This window comes from Bifidobacterium tibiigranuli (genome assembly GCF_022655035.1).
Taxonomy (GTDB): Bacteria; Actinomycetota; Actinomycetes; order Actinomycetales; family Bifidobacteriaceae; genus Bifidobacterium; species Bifidobacterium tibiigranuli_A.
The window spans coordinates 40,302-57,286 of sequence record NZ_JALCUA010000009.1; the positions used below are offsets into that span (position 1 = coordinate 40,302).

Here is a 16,985-nt window from a genome sequence, read left to right on the forward strand (position 1 = left end):
GCGGTTGTTGTTGCGTGATCGGTATGCGGCGCTCGCATCGGTGCTGCATCGGCGCCGAATCAGTGTTAAATCTGTATCGAACCGGTTTTACCCAAGTCAATATAAGAGGCCAGGGAGACATCGGCTGTGCTTGCGTTGTTCTTGGGTATGAACGCCTCACCGATATCGGTTTCATGGGTTTTCGGGTTGCGGCGCGTGCGGGTCATGCGTTCTAGGCGCATGGTTGCTGTGCTCGCAGGGTTCAATAGGGCGTTTGGGGCATGCGGTTATGCCGCGCTCGGCAGCATATGTGGATGCTTCCCGAAATGTATTAGGCACTTTTCGTGAATCATGCTTCTGCCAGCGTCGAGGAGGCAGCACGACGGTTCTAGGAAATGGTGGTATTCTGCCGAAACGTCGTGTGCCAGATTCGTGGGCTACTTGGTGAAGTGCTTAATAGACGGGAAAAGTGCTTAATAAGCGATTCAGATGGTGATAATGAACGATAACGGCGGTCGACTATCCGGCAATATCGCGTAGTAAGCACTTTTTTCGTCTATTCAGCACCTCATGAAAGTATGCGCCCGATTGACTCCTCACGAATCGTTGATATTCCGCCAATCCTGAAGGCATGATACGCTTTTGGAAGCCTTCACTCGACCGGTCGCACACAGCAATGTGCTGAGTAGATGGAGGTCGGGACCAGTAAGGCGAAATCAGTGGGGCATAGTCAACGTCAATGATATGGGGCTGCCTAAGTCACACTTTTAGGGCTGCCTAAGGCAATAGTATGGGGAAATGTGCGGTGACTGCGGCAGGCGCACGCAATGCTTGGATGAGGTGATGATGCTGGTACGGGTCGTTGCTGGTGCCGTTGCAGGCACTCGCATGTGCACGGCCGTACAGTCAAGCCGTGCAGCCAAGCTATGCAGTCGAGCTACGACACTGCGCTATGACACCATGTCGATGTGCGGAATTTCACGCGGAATTCCGGCCTGTTGTGTGCGTTTTTGGGCTGATGCGGCGATAATGGAATTATGACTATTGCAACCCATGAACGTTATGCGCAGATGCTGGATGCCGCCCGCCGCGGCGGCTATGCCTACCCCGCGATCAATGTCACCAGCACGCAGACGCTCAACGCCGCGTTGCAGGGATTTGCCGAGGCCGAATCGGATGGCATCATCCAGATTTCGGTTGGGGGAGCGGCCTATCTTTCGGGGCAGTCGGTGAAGGATCGGGTTGTCGGCTCGCTGGCGCTGGCCTCGTTCGCGCACGAGGTCGCGGCGCACTACCCGAATATCACCGTGGCGCTGCACACCGACCATTGCGCCAAACAATATCTGGACGAATGGGTGCGGCCGCTGCTGCGCCATGAGATCGATGAAGTGGCGCACGGCCAGGAGCCGACCTTCCAATCGCATATGTGGGACGGTTCGACGGTGCCGCTGGATGAGAATCTCGATATCGCCGAGGAATTGCTGGAACAGTCGGTGAAGGCGCATACGATTCTCGAAATCGAAATCGGCGCGGTCGGCGGCGAGGAGGACGGTCATTCCGCCGAAATCGACGAGAAGCTCTACTCGACGCCCGCTGATGGCGTGAAAGTCGCGCAACGTCTAGGACTCGGCGAACGCGGCCTGTACATGGCGGCGTTCACCTTCGGCAATGTGCATGGAGCCTACAAGCCAGGCATCGTGCAGCTGCGGCCCGAACTGCTGGGCGATATCCAGCATGAGGTGGCTGCGGCGGTGCGCGACGGGCGGGTGTCTTCCGTGCCGACGGCTTTTGCGGATAGCGCTACCGCGCGTGCTGGTTCTGGTGCAAGCCTTGGCACAGGTGCGAATACCGGCGCTGACACAGACGCGGCGAATGCAGTAGCCGCTGAGAAGCCCTTCGCGCTCGTGTTCCACGGCGGCTCAGGTTCGCGCCCTGAGGAGATCGCCCAGGCAGTGAGCCACGGCGTCGTCAAGATGAACGTCGACACCGACACCCAGTACGCCTTCACCCGCGCGGTCGCCGGCCACATGTTCGAGCATTACGCCGGCGTGCTCAAAATCGACGGCGAAGTAGGCGAGAAACGCTTCTACGACCCGCGCTCCTGGGGCCGCGAAGCCGAATCCTCCATGGCCGCCCGCATAGTCGAGGCCTGCCAGCAGCTCGGCTCCGCCGGCAAAGCGCTGAAGTAGGGCGGTTTTGGGCGCTCGCCTTGTTGTGAGTGCTCGTGCAACTGCCCGAGGTCGTACATATCGCTGGCCGACCGTCACGATTCCCGCACTATCGCGGGGCTTGTGCGGGCGTTGTGTCGTTTGGGCGCTGTCATACGTCACAAGGCCCGCATGATAGTCGAAGTAGTGCGGGAATCGTGATGATTCGTGGCTCAATGACTGTCCAAGGGTGGACTCCGTTGTTTCCTCGGGCCCTTAGCCGGCCTTCGGCATCGGCTACTCCCAGCGCACTGCGCTGGGAGTTTAACGCCTCCGCAGGCGTTGTGACGGTTGCGTGTGTGAGTGTCGCATTTTATACGCTAAGTCGGGGCTGGCGTATGAAATGTTACGGAATCGGACCTCACAACGTTGCCTTTTGCACGGCAGGGTCGCGTTAGCGTACAAAAGGCGACGCTGAAACAGGTCACGATTGCTTGAGATCGCTATGAGACCCAAGCGTTTGGGCGAGGCTGCGGCTCACAGTGACGATTTCTTTCTATGCGTCCGGAGATTGAGCGCGAACTATTAGCGCAAAGCAAGCCAGCCTTCGTGCAGTAACGGCGCAAACCGGTTCACCGAAAGTTCAATGTCATTATGCCGACGCTTAACCTGAGTCACCACTAAGGTTAAGAATCCGGTGCCATGCTGATGCCGTGTTCAAGAAAACATCACATATCATGGCATCCGTCATTACCATTGGATGCGCTCTCTCCTTCCTGGCAGGCTGCGGCAATGCCAACGGTTCCTCCGGAACATCCAGTGATAGCACCAACTCCTCCACCTCATCCGTCGCGCCTCGGCAGGGCGGGAATCTGACCATCGGCTTGGACCGCGAAGTTCAGACGCTCGACATCGCCAGCTCCATCACCACGCAGCAGCCGCTGCTCATCCTGTCCACGGCGGTCTACGAGCCGCTGATGAAGGCGGGCAAGGATGGCTCCGTCGAGCCGGATATGGCCAAATCATTGACCTCCGACACCACGGCGACGCAGTGGAAGCTGACCTTGCGCGACGGCCTGAAGTTCTCCGATGGCACACCGCTGACCTCCAAGGAGGTCGTCGCCCATATCAAGCGCCTCGGCGACCCCGCCACCAAGTCCTCTGCGATGGCCCAAGTGGCGCAGATCAAGCAGATGGACACCCCCGACGCCGCAACGGTCACCTTCGCCCTGGCGAGACCGAACGCGGATTTCGCCGCGCAGTTCACGCGCGCCTTGGGCATGATCGAGTCCACCACCGCCAAGGACCCGTTCGGGTTCCCGCTAGGCGCAGGCCCTTACCAAGTCTCCGACTTCACTCCCGGCAGCTCGGTGAAGCTCACCAAGAACGCCAATTACTGGGGAGACAAGCCCTACCTTGATACGGTGACCTACAAGATGATCCCTGACGCGGACTCACGTTTCCAGAGCCTGAAATCCGGCGACATCGACCTGATGTGGTCCGAATCGGCCTCGCAGTTCCAGGAGGCCGCCAAGGATTCCTCGCTTAAGGTCATGAAGGCTCCGGCATCCATGAGCATGGTCCTGCTGAACTTGAAGGATGCTCAGCTTGCCGATGCTTCCGTCCGCAAGGCTTTGGCGCAGGCGATCGACCGCAAGGCGCTGAACGCCGTGGTGAATCTCGGTGAGGGCAAGCCCATCGACAATCCGTACGCGCTGCTCGGCGGTGTCGCCCCCAAGGACTCCAACTACCCGCAGTACGACCTGAATGCGGCCAAGTCGGTGCTGGAAAGCAAGCATATCAAGCTCACGCTCAACTGCGAGAACCGCCCGGACACCGTGCAGCGCGCCACCGCGCTCAAGGATATGCTGGGCAAGGCTGGCGTCGACATCACAGTCACGCCCGTCGAAAGCGCGAACTACACCTCGCAGCTCATGTCCGGCGAGTTCCAGATGGCCGACTTCGTGACTTCGGTGCTTTCGGATCCTTCCGGAGCGCAGTATCTGTTCACGTCAAAGGGACCGTACAATTTCACCGGATACGCGAACACGACGGTTGACTCCGCCATCGCCGCCGCCTCGGCTACCACCGACGAATCCAAGCGTGCCGCTGCTTTCGCCACCGCATCCAAGGCGCTTGGCAAGGATGTGCCGGTGCTCTGGACCACCGCGACGAACGCCGGTTTCATCATGAGCAATAAGATCGCGGCTTTCCCCGACATCTCGCACAACACCTTGATTGAGGCGCAGGCGGGCAAGATCGCTCTGGGCGAAGGCCACTGATGCGCAAGACCATCGGCACTCGCATCGTCCGCTCGATTCTGGTGCTGCTCGTCGTCATCGTGGCAGTCAACCATCTTGTGGCGCTGCTGCCGGGCGATGCGACCATGCTGCTGCTCGGTCAGGATGCGACCGCGCAGCAGCGCGCGCAGCTGCGACAGGACCTGGGGCTGGATAAAACCGAGTTGCAACGCCTCGGCGGCTGGTTCGGCGGCATCCTGCGCGGCGACTGGGGCACCTCCTTTGCCAGCGGACGGCCGGTGCTGCACGAAATCGCCAGCAGGCTGCCGGTCACCCTCGAAGTCGTCCTGCTCGGCCAGGCCGTCGCAGTGATTCTCGCTCTGCTGATCGCCACGTTCAGCGTGCGGCATATCAATGGCGCGGCGGACCGCACCCTCTCCGGATTGTCGTTCCTCATGCTTTCCGTGCCGTCATTCGTGATTGGTCTGCTGCTGATCTACATCTTCGCGGTGACGCTGAACGTGCTGCCGGCCTCAGGGTATGTGCCATTCGCGCAGAATCCGGGCAAGAATCTGGTGACGATGATCATGCCGGCGCTCACCATGGGGCTGGGCGAGGCCGCCGTGTATGCGCGCACGCTGCGCGGCTCGCTGATAGCCACCATGTCCGAGCCGTACATGGATGCGGCCCATGCGCGCGGCGCATCGCCATGGAAAGCGCTGTGGACCCGCGCCTTGCGTCCGTCGAGCGTCTCGTTCGTCACCTTGGTCGGCATGAACATCGGCGTGAGCATGGGCGGCTCGCTGATCATCGAGAACATCTTCGGCATCCCCGGTATCGGCAGGCTTGCCGTCACTGCCCTGCAGGGGCGCGACATCCCCTTGCTCCAAGGCATTGTGGTGTTCGCAGCCTGCGCGGTGCTGATCATGAGCATGCTCGTTGACGTCGCCGCCTATCTCATCAACCCAAGCGGCTCTCATGAGTAGGGAGCGCACCAGTGAGGAAGGTACAGGTGAAGATGATGCAGGTGAGGAACGCATGAGCGGAAAACCGAGAATGTCCCATATCGCATGGCATGCCTTCGTTGCGAGGCTCACCACGGCCAGAGTCGTGGCGATTGTCTGGCTCGTCATGCTCGTCGTCATGGTGCTGTATTCCTATCTCGCACATATCGATGCGTACGGCAACGACTATCAGGCACTGAGCCAGGCTCCCAGCGCCGCGCATCTCTTCGGCACCGACAATCTGGGTCGCGATGTGTTCGCCCGCACGATGCAGGGAGCCATAATCAGCGCGACTGTGGGAATTACCGCGGTATGCATCGGCTTCGTCTGCGGGCTGGTGCTCGGCATGATCGCCGGCTATCTCAAAGGAACGGCCGACACCATCGTCGAATTCGTGTGCGATGTGGCCTTTGCGGTTCCTCCGATGCTGATTATCTCCACGATTGTCGCTTTGCGAGGGCCGAGCATCATGGTCATCGCCTGCGCGATAGGCGTGTTCAGCATCCCGATGTTCACACGCATGTGCCGCGCGGCGACTGTGCCCATCACCTCGGAGAACTACTGCTTGGCCGCCCGTGTGCAAGGCGCTGGGCTGACGCGCATCATCGCGCGTGAGATTCTGCCCGGCGTGCTGCCGCAAGTCAGCGCCTACGCCTTCACCGCCCTGGCTGGCGCGATTGTGGCGGAAGGGTCGCTGAGCTTCATCGGCTTCGGCCTGCGCCCGCCTACCCCTTCATGGGGCGGGCTGATCGCGGAGGGCCGCACACAGCTCGCCGCAGCCCCGTGGGTCACGCTGTGCCCGGTTGCGGTGCTGTGCCTGACGATCTTCTCCATCAATACCATCAAGGAACTCTTCGAGTCGGAGACCAACGCATGAACGAACCATTGAACAGCACAGCGAATAGGCAGGCGGTGCCAGTGCTCGAAGTGCGCGATCTTTCCGTCACCTTCCAGACCGGGCACGGCCCGATTCAGGCCGTGAAGCATGTCAGCCTCGTCATCCGAGCCGGGCAGGCCTTCGGCATCGTCGGGGAATCGGGAGCCGGCAAAAGCGCGCTCATGCGCGCCATCGCGGATATCCAGCCGCTGGGGACCAGAAGCGAGATCACCGGCAGCGTCACCATCAACGGCAAGGAGCCGGCTCGCATGTCTGCCCGCAGGCGTCGCGCGTTCATGTGCTTGCAGGTCGGCATGATCTTCCAGGATCCGCTGCGTTCGCTCAACCCCACCTACCGCGTCGGCAGTCAGCTGACCGAGGCGCTGGCCAATATGGACAGCCGGCCCGATGCGAAGGCACGCAAGGCACGCGGTCTGGGCATGCTGAGAACCACCGGGTTCGACAACCCCGAATCGCTCTGGCGCCGTTACCCCTTCCAGCTTTCCGGAGGCCAGCGGCAGCGCATCGGCATCGGTGCCGCAGCCATTGGCCACCCGCAGCTGCTCATCGGCGATGAACCCACCACCGCTCTTGACGTGACGGTGCAGCACCAGGTTCTCGACGTGCTGGACGACATCAGACGCGCCACAGGATCCGCTTTTCTGCTGGTCACCCACGATCTCGATGTGGCCGCGGAACGATGTGACACGATTGCGGTTATGAAAAGCGGCAAGATTATCGAAGTCGGACCGACCGAGCAGATCATGACGCGGCCGCAGAATCCCTACACCAAGGCGCTGCTTGCCTGCATTCCTTCGCTTGAGGGGGAGCGGCTGCGCAGACTGCCCACCGTCGAATCAATCTACGCCGAAGGAGGCGCGCAATGACCTCTGCAGTGCAACCTGAGGCAACGTCCGCGGATGGCGGGCGCGGCGAACGGGAGGAATCCGTGCCCGCCGCGCAGCCATCTCAGCCCTCGCAGCCCGCCGCGTTGTCCATACGGCATTTGGCCTGCGCATATGGCACAACGGAAGTGCTCCATGACATCAATCTGGAAGTGCCCCAAGGCCGGTGCGCGGCACTGGTCGGAGAATCCGGCTCGGGCAAATCCACCATCGCCAAAACGGTTATGGGCATGAAGGCGCCTGCGCGCGGATCGGTTCTGGTGTGCGATCGGGAGGTGCAGTACAGGCGAAGCCGATTGCGCAAAGCCAGCGGGCGCAGCGGCAGCCAGACCGGAGCTGTCGGCGGTAACGGTGGCAACGGCAGCGACCATTGGGACAGCCGCCCACGGGTGCATATGGTGTTTCAAGATCCGGTCTCCTCGCTGAATCCACATCGCCGGATTCTCGACGTCGTAGCCGAGCCCTACACCATCGCCAATCACCTCGCATCGAGCGAGCGTCTGGCGAAGGCGGCGGCTCTGCTGGCCCGGGTGGGCATCGACCCGGATCGCTACGGCCCGGCGAAAGCAGGGGAGCTTTCCGGAGGTCAGGCGCAGCGCGTGGCCATCGCACGCGCCATCGCCGCCGATCCCGAGCTGCTGATCTGCGATGAGCCGGTCTCCTCGCTCGATGTGTCGGTGCAGGCCACCGTGCTTAATCTGTTCGCCGATCTGCGCGACCAGGAGCATATGAGCATGCTGTTCATTTCGCACAATCTTTCCGTGGTACGCATGATCTCAGATGCGGTCTACGTGCTCGACCAAGGATCCATCGTGGAAAGCGGCGACACCGAGCAGGTGATCCGGCATCCGCAGCACGCCTACACGCAGCGGCTTATCGCATCAGTGCCGCGCTACCGGGCGCAAGCATAGCGCATAGGCGTCACCGTCGGCCAGCCGCAATATCGTCAACTACAATCACCGCAGCAAAGGAATAGCATCAATGAGTTCAGCACTTCCCGCAACATTTCTCTGGGGAACCAGCAACGCCGCATATCAGATCGAAGGCGGCTGGGACGCCGACGGCAAGGCCCCGTCAGTCTGGGATACGGCATACCGCAATGGCAGCCTTCGCGTGCACGATGGCGCTGATCTGGGCAGGGCCGCCGACGAATATCATCGGCTCGACGAGGATCTCGATCTGATGCGTGACTTGGGCGCGCAGGCCCACCGCTTCTCGATTTCCTGGCCGCGGGTCGTGACCGATGCCGAAGGGCATATCAACGAAGCCGGGCTGGATTACTACGACCGGCTGGTGGATGGGCTGCTGGCGCGCGGCATCCTGCCGGCGGCATGCCTGTACCACTGGGACACCCCGCAATGGCTTGAGGAGCGCTGCGAAGGGTGGATGGGCCGCGAATCGGCCGAGCAATTCGCGCGCTACGCCGAAATCGTGGCGCAGCGGCTCGGCGACCGCGTCGATCAGTGGTACACGATGAACGAGCCGTCCCACCCGGCGATGGCCGGATACGTCGCGGGCTTCCTCCCGCCGATGCGCAGCGAAGGGGCGCGCGGCCTCGACGCCGTGCACAACATCCTGTTGGCGCATGGCATGGCTGTGCGTGCGCTGCGCTCGGCGAAGGTGTCGGGCCGCATCGGCACCATTCTTTCCGTTGCCGGCGTGCAACCCGCCACCTGCAATCCTGCTGACGTGCAGGCTGCCGAGACCGCGCGGCGCTCGTTCGACCGGCTGATGCTCGACCCGCTGATGGGCAGGGGCCACGTCGCGCTGATTCGCGAGCAGGTGCAGGCCGATGGCACTTGCCGTGAGGACGATATGGATGTCATCGCCGAACCGCTGGACATTCTCGGCGTCAATTGGTATTCCAACATGTACGCCACGACGCCGGAGCGTGCGCCGATGTTCTTCGAATCCGGAAACGATAACGAGAAGGCTCTGCATGCGTTCTCATCGATGCTGGGCGAAGGAAACGGTGTCGCCATCGTGCCCGGCCCGGGCAGGCGCTGGTGGAGCCCGCGCGGATTTCGCCAGGAGACGCCCGGCGGCCTGCGCGCAACCGTGGAATGGGTGCACGAAAGCTACCCGGACCATCCGCGCATCATCATTACGGAGAACGGGCGCGGCACCGCGTATCCGAGCGCAGCGGAGGGGCTGACGGAATCAACGGAGTCGGCGATACCGGCGGAGTCGGTGGGCGAGGCTGCAGAAGACGCTGGGCAATTGCAAGCAAGCCTGAACGATGCCGTGCGCATCCGGGCGCTTGAGCACAACATCCGCGATCTGCATGCGCTTGCGAGCGAGGGCATCGCAGTCGACGGGTATTACGTCTGGTCCAACATCGACAACATCCAGTGGATGGACGGGTTCTCCGAGCGCTTCGGGCTGGTCCATGTCGATGCGGCGACGATGGAGCGCACGCCGAAGGATTCCTTCGCCTGGTACCGCGACGTGGTCAGTCACAACGGCGACCTTGACGCGCTCGATGCTCCTGTTGCTGAGGAGCGCTTCGATGGTGACGTCAACGGCATCGAGTTGGGCGGCGTGCCCAACGCTCGTGGCATTGGCGGCCTGCGCACCGTGAGTGACCATTATCTGCGTTCGGGCTTCTTCTTCCGCTCTGCGGGGCTGAACTTCATGAAGCCTGAAGGCGCTGAAGAGCTGCGCCGTCTGGGCGTGCGCACCGTGATCGATCTGCGCGACCCGTGGGAGATCGGAACCTGGCCGTACCAGCTGGACGATGATATCGAGGTGCTGCGCATCGGACTGCTGGGCAGCGGCGTTGCGGATGGCGGCGTTTCCGATGGCGACGGAGAGGGCGCCGGAGAGGGCAATGAGACCGGGGGTTCGACAAGCAAACCACTCAGCGCTCGTGCACTGCGGGGGCTTGCGTCGGTGCAACTGCCGGAGCTGTATCGCCGGATTGCCTTCGATCATGCGGACAAAGTCATTGCGGTGCTGCGGGTTCTGGCCCGCAGCGAAGGCAGACCAGTGCTGATTCATTGCACGGCGGGCAAGGACCGCACCGGCATCGTATCCGCCGTGCTGCTCGGATTGCTGGGCGTCGAGGATGCGCTGATCGTCTCGAATTACGCGCAGTCCGCAGCCAATCTGACCAGCGCGTTCAAAGCGGCCATCAGCCAAGGCCTTCCGGGAAAACTGGGCAAGATCGCCAATCTTCAAGGCGCGGCGGCGGCGCTGCTCGCCTCGCCGGGCGAGACCATGCAAGGGCTGCTCGACGATATGCGCGGGCGCTACGGCACGGTCACGCAATACTGCCTCGCCAATGGAATGAGCGAAGAGGAGATCGCCACGCTGCGCACGCTGTTCATCGAATAGGCCTGGATCCGGGCGTTGCGTGCCTGATTTGCATGTTGGAGGAAAGGCGGAGGATATGATGTCACGGTAAGACATAGTCCAACAGGTGGTGCAAGTCCGAAGTGGAAGCAAAGAAGAGCGTGCGCAAAAGCCCCAAGGGCGAACGCAGGCGGGAAGACATCGTCAGGTCGGCCACCCGTCTGTTCAGCCGATATGGATATGAGCGCGTTCGCATTGCCGACATCGCCAAGGAAGTCGGCATCTCCGACGCCGGAGTGCTCTATCATTTCCCGACCAAGGAGGCGCTGTTCACCGCCATCGTCGATCTGCGCGAACGCGACTACCGATTGGACATGGCGGATGCGGACAGCGTACGGGAGATGCTCGACCGCAGCATCGAAAGCGTGCAGCAGGCGGCCACGCATCCTGATCTTCTGCGGCTGCGCGTCACGCTCACCGGCATTGATGTGGCGGAGGACACCCCGGTGCGCGGGCGGTTGGCGCGCAACTTCGCCCTCATGCTGCCGCCTGCGGAGAAGACAATACGCAAGGGCATCGCGGCGGGCGAAATTCGCGCGAATGTCGACCCGCAGCACGCCGCGCTGACGATGTACGCCATCAACGAGGGCGTGCGCAGCCAGTGGGTGCTCGCCAGCAGCCTGCACTACGAGATGTCGTATGTGCGCACTTACGCCGACGGGGTGAACATGCTTTACCGCGGCATCGCGGAGCGGCCATTGCCCAGCAGAATCGACGTCGGCTCCATCGAGTGACGGCTGAATGACGGGGGCTGGCCTCTAGCTGTGAGACGCCCGTCACGATTCCCGCACTATCGCGGGGCTTGTGCGGGCGTTGTGTCGTTTGGGCGCGGTCATGCGTCACAAGGCCCGCATGATAGTCGAAGTAGTGCGGGAATTGTGACGATTCGTGGCTCAATGACTGTCCAAGGGTGGACTCCGTTGCTACCTCGGGCCCTTAGCGGGCCCTCGGCGTCGGCTACGCAGAACCCACAGGGTTCTGCGCTTAACGCCTCCGCAGGAGTTGTGACGGTTGCGTGTGCGAACGTCGCCTTTTGTACGCTAACTCGACGCTGGCGTATGAAATGCTACGGAATCGGACCTCACAACGTTGCCTTTTGTACGGCAGGGTCGCGTTAGCGTACAAAAGGCGACGCTGAAACAGTCATGTGCCCAGCAGCCGCACGCAACCGCACGCAGCCGCGCCAACCCCGCTGGTATAGGCGTCACGGTAGGGTGTTTTTGGCGTAATCAGGCGGACGCGGAGGTGCGGTATGGCCGGAATCATTCTTATTGGTGCTCAGTGGGGCGACGAAGGCAAGGGCAAGGCGACCGATTTGATCGGCACGCGGGTCGACTATGTCGCGCGCTTCAACGGCGGCAACAACGCGGGCCACACGGTGGTGGTCGGCGACGAATCGTACGCGCTGCACCTGCTGCCCAGCGGCATCATCAGCCCCAACGTCACGCCGGTCATTGGCAATGGCGTCGTGGTCGACCCCGAGGTGCTGTTCGAAGAGATCGAAGGCCTGGAATCGCGCGGCGTGGACTGTTCGCGGCTGCTGGTGAGTGAGGGCGCGCAGGTTATCGCGCCGTACCATCGCGTGCTCGACAAGGTCACCGAGCGCTTCCTCGGCAAGCACAAGATCGGCACGACCGGCCGTGGCATCGGCCCGGCGTACGCGGACAAGATTAACCGCGTCGGCATCCGCGTGCATGACCTGTTCAACGCGCAGCACTTGCATGACAAGGTCGAGGCGAGCCTGCACCAGAAGAACGAGATGCTCGTCAAGCTCTATAACCGCCGCCCGGTTGACGTGGACGAGACCACGGACCATCTGCTGGCGCTCGGCGAAAAGCTCAAGCCCTACGTCGCCAACACTTCGCTGATTCTCAACAAGGCGCTCGAAGAGGGCAAGACCGTGCTCTTCGAAGGCGGCCAGGCCACGATGCTCGACGTGGACCACGGCACCTACCCGTTCGTCACGTCGTCGAACCCGACCGCAGGCGGCGCATGCACCGGAACCGGCGTCGGCCCGACCAAGATCACCCGCGTGATCGGCGTCTCGAAGGCCTACGTCACCCGCGTGGGCGAAGGCCCGTTCCCCACAGAGCTGAACGACGAATCCGGCGAATGGCTGCGCGCCCAGGGCCATGAATTCGGCGTCACCACTGGTAGGCCTCGCCGCTGCGGCTGGTTCGATGCGGTCGTGAACCGCTACGCCGTGCAGGTCAACGGTCTGACCGACATCGTGCTCACCAAGCTCGACGTGCTCACGGGCCTGAAGGAAATCCCCATCTGTGTGGGCTACGACGTGGAAGAAGCAGACGGCACGCACACCCGCTACGACGATATGCCGGTCGATCAGGCCGCCTTCACCGCCGCCAAGCCGATTTATGAAACCATGCCCGGCTGGGATGAGGACATCTCCAAGATTCATACTTTCGAAGGCCTGCCCGCCACCACGCAGGCGTATGTGCATCGTCTCGAAGAGCTCTCCGGCTGCCGCATTTCGGCCATCGGCACCGGCCCGCAGCGCGACCACATCATCTCCGTGCATTCGCTGATCGACTAGACGCCGGTTCAGATTCGTTCGAGGCATGCGGGGCGCTGCAATGGCTCATAATAAGGTGGCTCATAACGAGGATGCGTCGGGTATGAACGCACCTGATGCGCCTGGCGCATCAGAAAACGCCGAATTGCCCCAGAATGCCAACGAACCCCAAAACGTCAAGGTGTCCGAAGGCGGCGTCGCGAAGTTTCTTGGGCAGCTCGGGCGCAAGCAGTGGACGATCGCGATTCGGGCGATCGTGTGCGGCCTCGTCGTGGGCCTGCTCGTGGCGTTGTATCGCTATGGCATCGGCTACGGCACGCGCTTTGCCCGGTGGATATACCCGCAGATTCTGTCCCAGCCGTGGTTGATCGCGCCGTTCATATGCGCTGCCGCAATTACCGGTCTGTTTGTTGCATGGCTGGTGCGGCTCGAACCGATGGCGAGTGGCAGCGGCATCCCGCAGGTCGAGGGCGTGCTCTTGCTCGGGCTGCGGATGCGCTGGCTGCTGGTGCTTGTGGTGCGCTTCGCAGGCGGGCTGCTGTGCGGCATGTTCGGATTGTCGCTGGGCCGCGAAGGGCCGTCGATTCAGATTGGCGCGGCTGCGAGCCAAGGCGTGTCGGGCGCGATGAAGCGCGATGGCTTCGAAGAGAACACGCTGATAACCGCCGGCGCGGCGGCCGGGCTTTCCGCGGCGTTCAACGCGCCGCTCTCCGGCATGATGTTCGCACTGGAAGAGGTGCATCGCAATTTCTCGCCGGTCATATTATTGTCAGCCGCAAGCGCCTCGCTCAGCGCCGATTTCGTCTCGAAGACCTGGTTCGGTCTGCGTCCCGTACTCAATTTCACCAGTATTGGACAACTCGCGCTGCCACTGTATTGGTGGATGATTCCGCTGGGAATCATGGCCGGGCTTGTCGGTTCACTCACGAACCGGATGCTGCTGGGCTTCCAGAGTTTGTATGGCAAGTTTCCGGCCATCGCTGGCTCGGTTATCGCGCTGCTCATCGCCTTGCCGTGCGGCCTGTTCGCGCCGAAAGTCCTTGGCGGCGGCGAGGAGCTCATCGACTTCGCTGAGCATGCCTCCTCGGGCGTGCTGATGCTGCTGGGATTGCTGGCCGTCAAAATGCTGTTCACCGGCACGAGTTTCGGCTCCGGCGTGCCCGGCGGCATCTTCATGCCGATTCTGGCCATTGGCACGCTTTCGGGAAGCATCTTCGGGCTGCTGGCCGCGCGGCTGCTTCCCGGCAGCGTGCCGCAGAGCGCGGTCGCGGTGTTCGCGGTATGCGCGATGGCGGGCACGCTCTCGGCCTCGGTCAAGGCGCCGATGACCTCTATTCTGCTTGCCGTCGAGATGTCCGGCTCGCTCGTGCATATGCTTCCTGTCGCCGCATGCGCCTTCATCGCGCTCTTCGTGTCTGATGTGCTCGGTATTAACCCGATTTACGGGGCCTTGCTGGACCGCTATATGACGGCTCATGGCAGCGACGGCAACGATGGCGGCGGGAAGGGCGACACTGCCGATACTGCACGTCATGAGTCCGGTACACAGTCCGCGCTGCAATGGCGACATGCGCTACATGCGCCGCACGCCCTGCATATGCCGCATGCGATAGCCCATAGCCATAGCCGTTCCGCGCTCGGCAACGCGGTTCTGGAATTCCCGGTCGAGTTCGGCAGCGCCATCGCCGGCCTGCGTGTGGGCGACATCGAATGGCCGAGCGGTGCGGCGCTTGTCGACATTCGCCGGGGTGAGCGCGAGGTGGTGCCGCGCCGCGTGGAGACCATCATGCCGGGCGATTACGTGTTCGTGATGTTCCCCGCGGACGGGCTGGCGCAGGTCCGGGCGGGCATGGTGGCGTTGTGCAGTTCTCCCATGTAATATGGATGGGTCGCATCTGCCGGCGGCGTGTCCGAGTTGTGTTGGACCAGCCAAGGCGTTCGCGGCGGCCGAGTATGACCATGACGGTGTTGTCAGGGCTGTCTAGGCGACGATTCGGCGGCAGAGACTTGGCAGCAATGCTGGGGAAGAAAATACCGGGCAGACGGTAATAATGACGGTAACAACACGGATGATAACGACAACGACGATAACAACACAGCCGAGAACAATGCTACGGAAGGCGGGCGCTATGCGGGTGCGGTTAGGTGAACACGGTGGACGCAGCCGGCATGAGCGTATGGAACGAGGGTGATATGGGACTGTCTGACAATCACACGACGCAAGAGCGGCCGGGCGCGCCGCAGCGCGGGTCCGAGTCGCCGACCGGTGCCGAGGCCGACGGAAATCCCGATTATACCGGCGCCCGCACGGGCGCGCTGGCCGATCTGTTCACCGTTTCGGTGCTCGATTCCATACCGCAGCTGGATTCCACGCTGTCATCGGCAGCGGCATCGAATGAGTCTCATAAGTCCGATACTGAGCAATCCGCGCATGCCGCGCAAGCCGGCTCAAGCTCCGGCTCGGCAGCGGGATGGGAACCCGCCCCCACCACGCAAATGGTCGCGGCGAGGAGTGACAACTCCTCGAAATCCCGCAGCGGCAATCGCCGCGCCAAGGCTCGCGTTCGGGCTGACGCCAATGACCCGACGTTGCCGCCGCAGATACCGCTGGCCCCTCTCAAACGCTTGCAGGCCCGGTTCAATCCGCTTGCCGACTGGGTGATGTATCTGGTGATATTCGCCGGCGGCTGCTTCGGCACCGGCGTGGTGTTCGGCTTGGCACTCGCTTTCGCTGGCCCCGATGCCGGCAGCGACGTGAGCCGGCTGTATCTTGCGACCTTCATCGCCAATACGGTGTCGTGCTTCGGGTATGCGGCGCTGACAACGTACATGTCCCAGGCCTCGTGGCTGAGCAGACGCACACGCCAGCTCGTCGGCGGCGGCGCAGGCATCGGGATGTGGGGCTCAATGTCGAGCACATCGATGCTGATGCTGCAGAGCTTCCTGCTGCTGAGGCGCGGCGCGGGCTGGGAGCTGATTGGGTATCTGCTGGTCTCCTTCTCCGCAGGCATCCTCGCCGCGCTGGCTGGCTCGCTGCTGTCCTCGCGCATCATGACAAGGAAACGCGCCGCGACGCTTATGCAGGTCGTCGCGAATCTCAACTCTCAGCAGGGCCGTCGCAGGCACGCCAGAACGGGCGGTCCGGCGCATGCGGCGGGAACGGTGCCGATTGCGGACATTGCCTTGACAGCCGAGCCGGCGCCCGGCCCGGGAATTGATGGGAGAGGGCATCTCAGCGGACCGGCTCACTATGTGGACGGCGAACCGCCAGCGGCCTATGGCGTTGCCGCGGCAATCGGGCAGAACGGTACGCCGCAGGCCGGCAAGACCAACACGGCTGGCACATTAGGCAGACTAAGCAAGCCCGGCGCGCCTGACACCCCTGATAACGCCGGAACAGTTTCCACAGGATACGCTGCTGGCGAACTCGCCAATCATCCGACGCAGCCACTGTCGTACGAGCCGAAGCCGATCACGGCCGAAATCCCGCTGATACCCGATCCCATCACAGGAGAAGTGCGCTGATGCTGCTGACGACTTTCATACTCGTATGCCTGTGCGGCGGCCTAGGCGCTGTAGCGCGCTTCATCCTGGATACCTCGATCCAGCGCTGGTGGAGCCGCGCGTTTCCCTTCTCCACGTTGGTGATCACCGCCGTCGGCACGTTCTGCGTAGGCCTGGCGGCAGCCGCCTTCATGAACCATGCGGTCGACGCGCGCACCTATCTGCTGTTCGTCATCGGCTTCTTCGGCGGATTCTCGACCTTCTCGACGGCCGTCAACCAGATGACATCGCTGGTGCGCAGCCGCCGCCAATGGAGCGCTCTGGCGTATCTGGCCATCACGGTGCTGGCCGCGCTCGCATGCCTTGCGCTGGGCTGGTGGATGGGTTCGCTGAACCGCTGAGCTACTGAACTGATGAACCGCTGATGCTGATGATGCTGCTG

Annotated in this window: 13 protein-coding genes; 12 read left to right on the forward strand and 1 reads right to left on the reverse strand. The window is 62.4% G+C overall.

The window, feature by feature from the left end; all coding sequences use genetic code 11:
* Positions 1-65 precede the first annotated feature (65 nt).
* Complete coding sequence (locus LKK40_RS08860; protein ID WP_304310291.1) at positions 66-206, reverse strand: hypothetical protein; 141 nt, start codon at positions 204-206, stop codon at positions 66-68.
* An 810-nt stretch (positions 207-1,016) separates the two neighbouring features.
* Between LKK40_RS08860 and fbaA the strand changes: the two genes are divergently transcribed.
* The 12 genes from fbaA to LKK40_RS08920 all read left to right on the forward strand — a co-directional run bounded on the left by fbaA (position 1,017) and on the right by LKK40_RS08920 (position 16,944).
* On the forward strand, positions 1,017-2,168 hold the full coding sequence (fbaA, locus tag LKK40_RS08865; RefSeq protein ID WP_304310292.1) for a class II fructose-bisphosphate aldolase: 1,152 nt from the start codon (positions 1,017-1,019) through the stop codon (positions 2,166-2,168).
* Positions 2,169-2,863: 695 nt separating this feature from the next.
* Positions 2,864-4,408 carry an ABC transporter substrate-binding protein gene (locus LKK40_RS08870; protein WP_304310293.1) on the forward strand — a complete coding sequence of 515 codons (1,545 nt, stop codon included), beginning with the start codon at positions 2,864-2,866 and terminating at the stop codon, positions 4,406-4,408.
* Complete coding sequence (locus tag LKK40_RS08875) at positions 4,408-5,352, forward strand: ABC transporter permease (protein WP_304310294.1); 945 nt, start codon at positions 4,408-4,410, stop codon at positions 5,350-5,352. Before LKK40_RS08870 ends, LKK40_RS08875 begins: the two co-directional genes overlap by 1 nt.
* Positions 5,353-5,404: 52 nt before the next feature.
* Positions 5,405-6,247, forward strand: coding sequence for an ABC transporter permease (locus tag LKK40_RS08880; protein WP_304310295.1), 843 nt, complete (start codon positions 5,405-5,407; stop codon positions 6,245-6,247).
* On the forward strand, positions 6,244-7,134 hold the full coding sequence (locus LKK40_RS08885; protein ID WP_304310296.1) for an ABC transporter ATP-binding protein: 891 nt from the start codon (positions 6,244-6,246) through the stop codon (positions 7,132-7,134). The genes LKK40_RS08880 and LKK40_RS08885 overlap by 4 nt, the downstream gene beginning before the upstream one ends.
* Entirely contained in the window at positions 7,131-8,063 is a 933-nt protein-coding gene (locus tag LKK40_RS08890; protein WP_304310297.1) for an ABC transporter ATP-binding protein, read from the forward strand. The genes LKK40_RS08885 and LKK40_RS08890 overlap by 4 nt, the downstream gene beginning before the upstream one ends.
* A 70-nt stretch (positions 8,064-8,133) precedes the next feature.
* Complete coding sequence (locus LKK40_RS08895) at positions 8,134-10,488, forward strand: family 1 glycosylhydrolase (RefSeq protein WP_304310298.1); 2,355 nt, start codon at positions 8,134-8,136, stop codon at positions 10,486-10,488.
* 101 nt (positions 10,489-10,589) lie between these two features.
* Complete coding sequence (locus LKK40_RS08900; RefSeq protein WP_304310299.1) at positions 10,590-11,240, forward strand: TetR/AcrR family transcriptional regulator; 651 nt, start codon at positions 10,590-10,592, stop codon at positions 11,238-11,240.
* Positions 11,241-11,758: 518 nt separating this feature from the next.
* Positions 11,759-13,060: an adenylosuccinate synthase gene (locus LKK40_RS08905; protein ID WP_304310300.1), complete on the forward strand. Its 1,302-nt coding sequence runs from the start codon at positions 11,759-11,761 to the stop codon at positions 13,058-13,060.
* 217 nt (positions 13,061-13,277) lie between these two features.
* Positions 13,278-14,918: a ClC family H(+)/Cl(-) exchange transporter gene (locus LKK40_RS08910; RefSeq protein ID WP_304310329.1), complete on the forward strand. Its 1,641-nt coding sequence runs from the start codon at positions 13,278-13,280 to the stop codon at positions 14,916-14,918.
* A gap of 290 nt (positions 14,919-15,208) precedes the next feature.
* Entirely contained in the window at positions 15,209-16,564 is a 1,356-nt protein-coding gene (locus LKK40_RS08915; protein WP_304310301.1) for a FluC/FEX family fluoride channel, read from the forward strand.
* Entirely contained in the window at positions 16,564-16,944 is a 381-nt protein-coding gene (locus LKK40_RS08920) for a fluoride efflux transporter FluC (RefSeq protein WP_434734973.1), read from the forward strand. Before LKK40_RS08915 ends, LKK40_RS08920 begins: the two co-directional genes overlap by 1 nt.
* Positions 16,945-16,985 lie beyond the last annotated feature (41 nt).

Bases quoted from the DNA above. Each gene is read 5' to 3' on its own strand.
- LKK40_RS08860 (WP_304310291.1), bottom strand. From the start codon at position 206: ATGACCCGCACGCGCCGCAACCCGAAAACCCATGAAACCGATATCGGT.
- fbaA (WP_304310292.1), top strand. From the start codon at position 1,017: ATGACTATTGCAACCCATGAACGTTATGCGCAGATGCTGGATGCCGCC.
- LKK40_RS08870 (WP_304310293.1), top strand. From the start codon at position 2,864: ATGGCATCCGTCATTACCATTGGATGCGCTCTCTCCTTCCTGGCAGGC.
- LKK40_RS08875 (WP_304310294.1), top strand. From the start codon at position 4,408: ATGCGCAAGACCATCGGCACTCGCATCGTCCGCTCGATTCTGGTGCTG.
- LKK40_RS08880 (WP_304310295.1), top strand. From the start codon at position 5,405: ATGAGCGGAAAACCGAGAATGTCCCATATCGCATGGCATGCCTTCGTT.
- LKK40_RS08885 (WP_304310296.1), top strand. From the start codon at position 6,244: ATGAACGAACCATTGAACAGCACAGCGAATAGGCAGGCGGTGCCAGTG.
- LKK40_RS08890 (WP_304310297.1), top strand. From the start codon at position 7,131: ATGACCTCTGCAGTGCAACCTGAGGCAACGTCCGCGGATGGCGGGCGC.
- LKK40_RS08895 (WP_304310298.1), top strand. From the start codon at position 8,134: ATGAGTTCAGCACTTCCCGCAACATTTCTCTGGGGAACCAGCAACGCC.
- LKK40_RS08905 (WP_304310300.1), top strand. From the start codon at position 11,759: ATGGCCGGAATCATTCTTATTGGTGCTCAGTGGGGCGACGAAGGCAAG.
- LKK40_RS08915 (WP_304310301.1), top strand. From the start codon at position 15,209: ATGAGCGTATGGAACGAGGGTGATATGGGACTGTCTGACAATCACACG.
- LKK40_RS08920 (WP_434734973.1), top strand. From the start codon at position 16,564: ATGCTGCTGACGACTTTCATACTCGTATGCCTGTGCGGCGGCCTAGGC.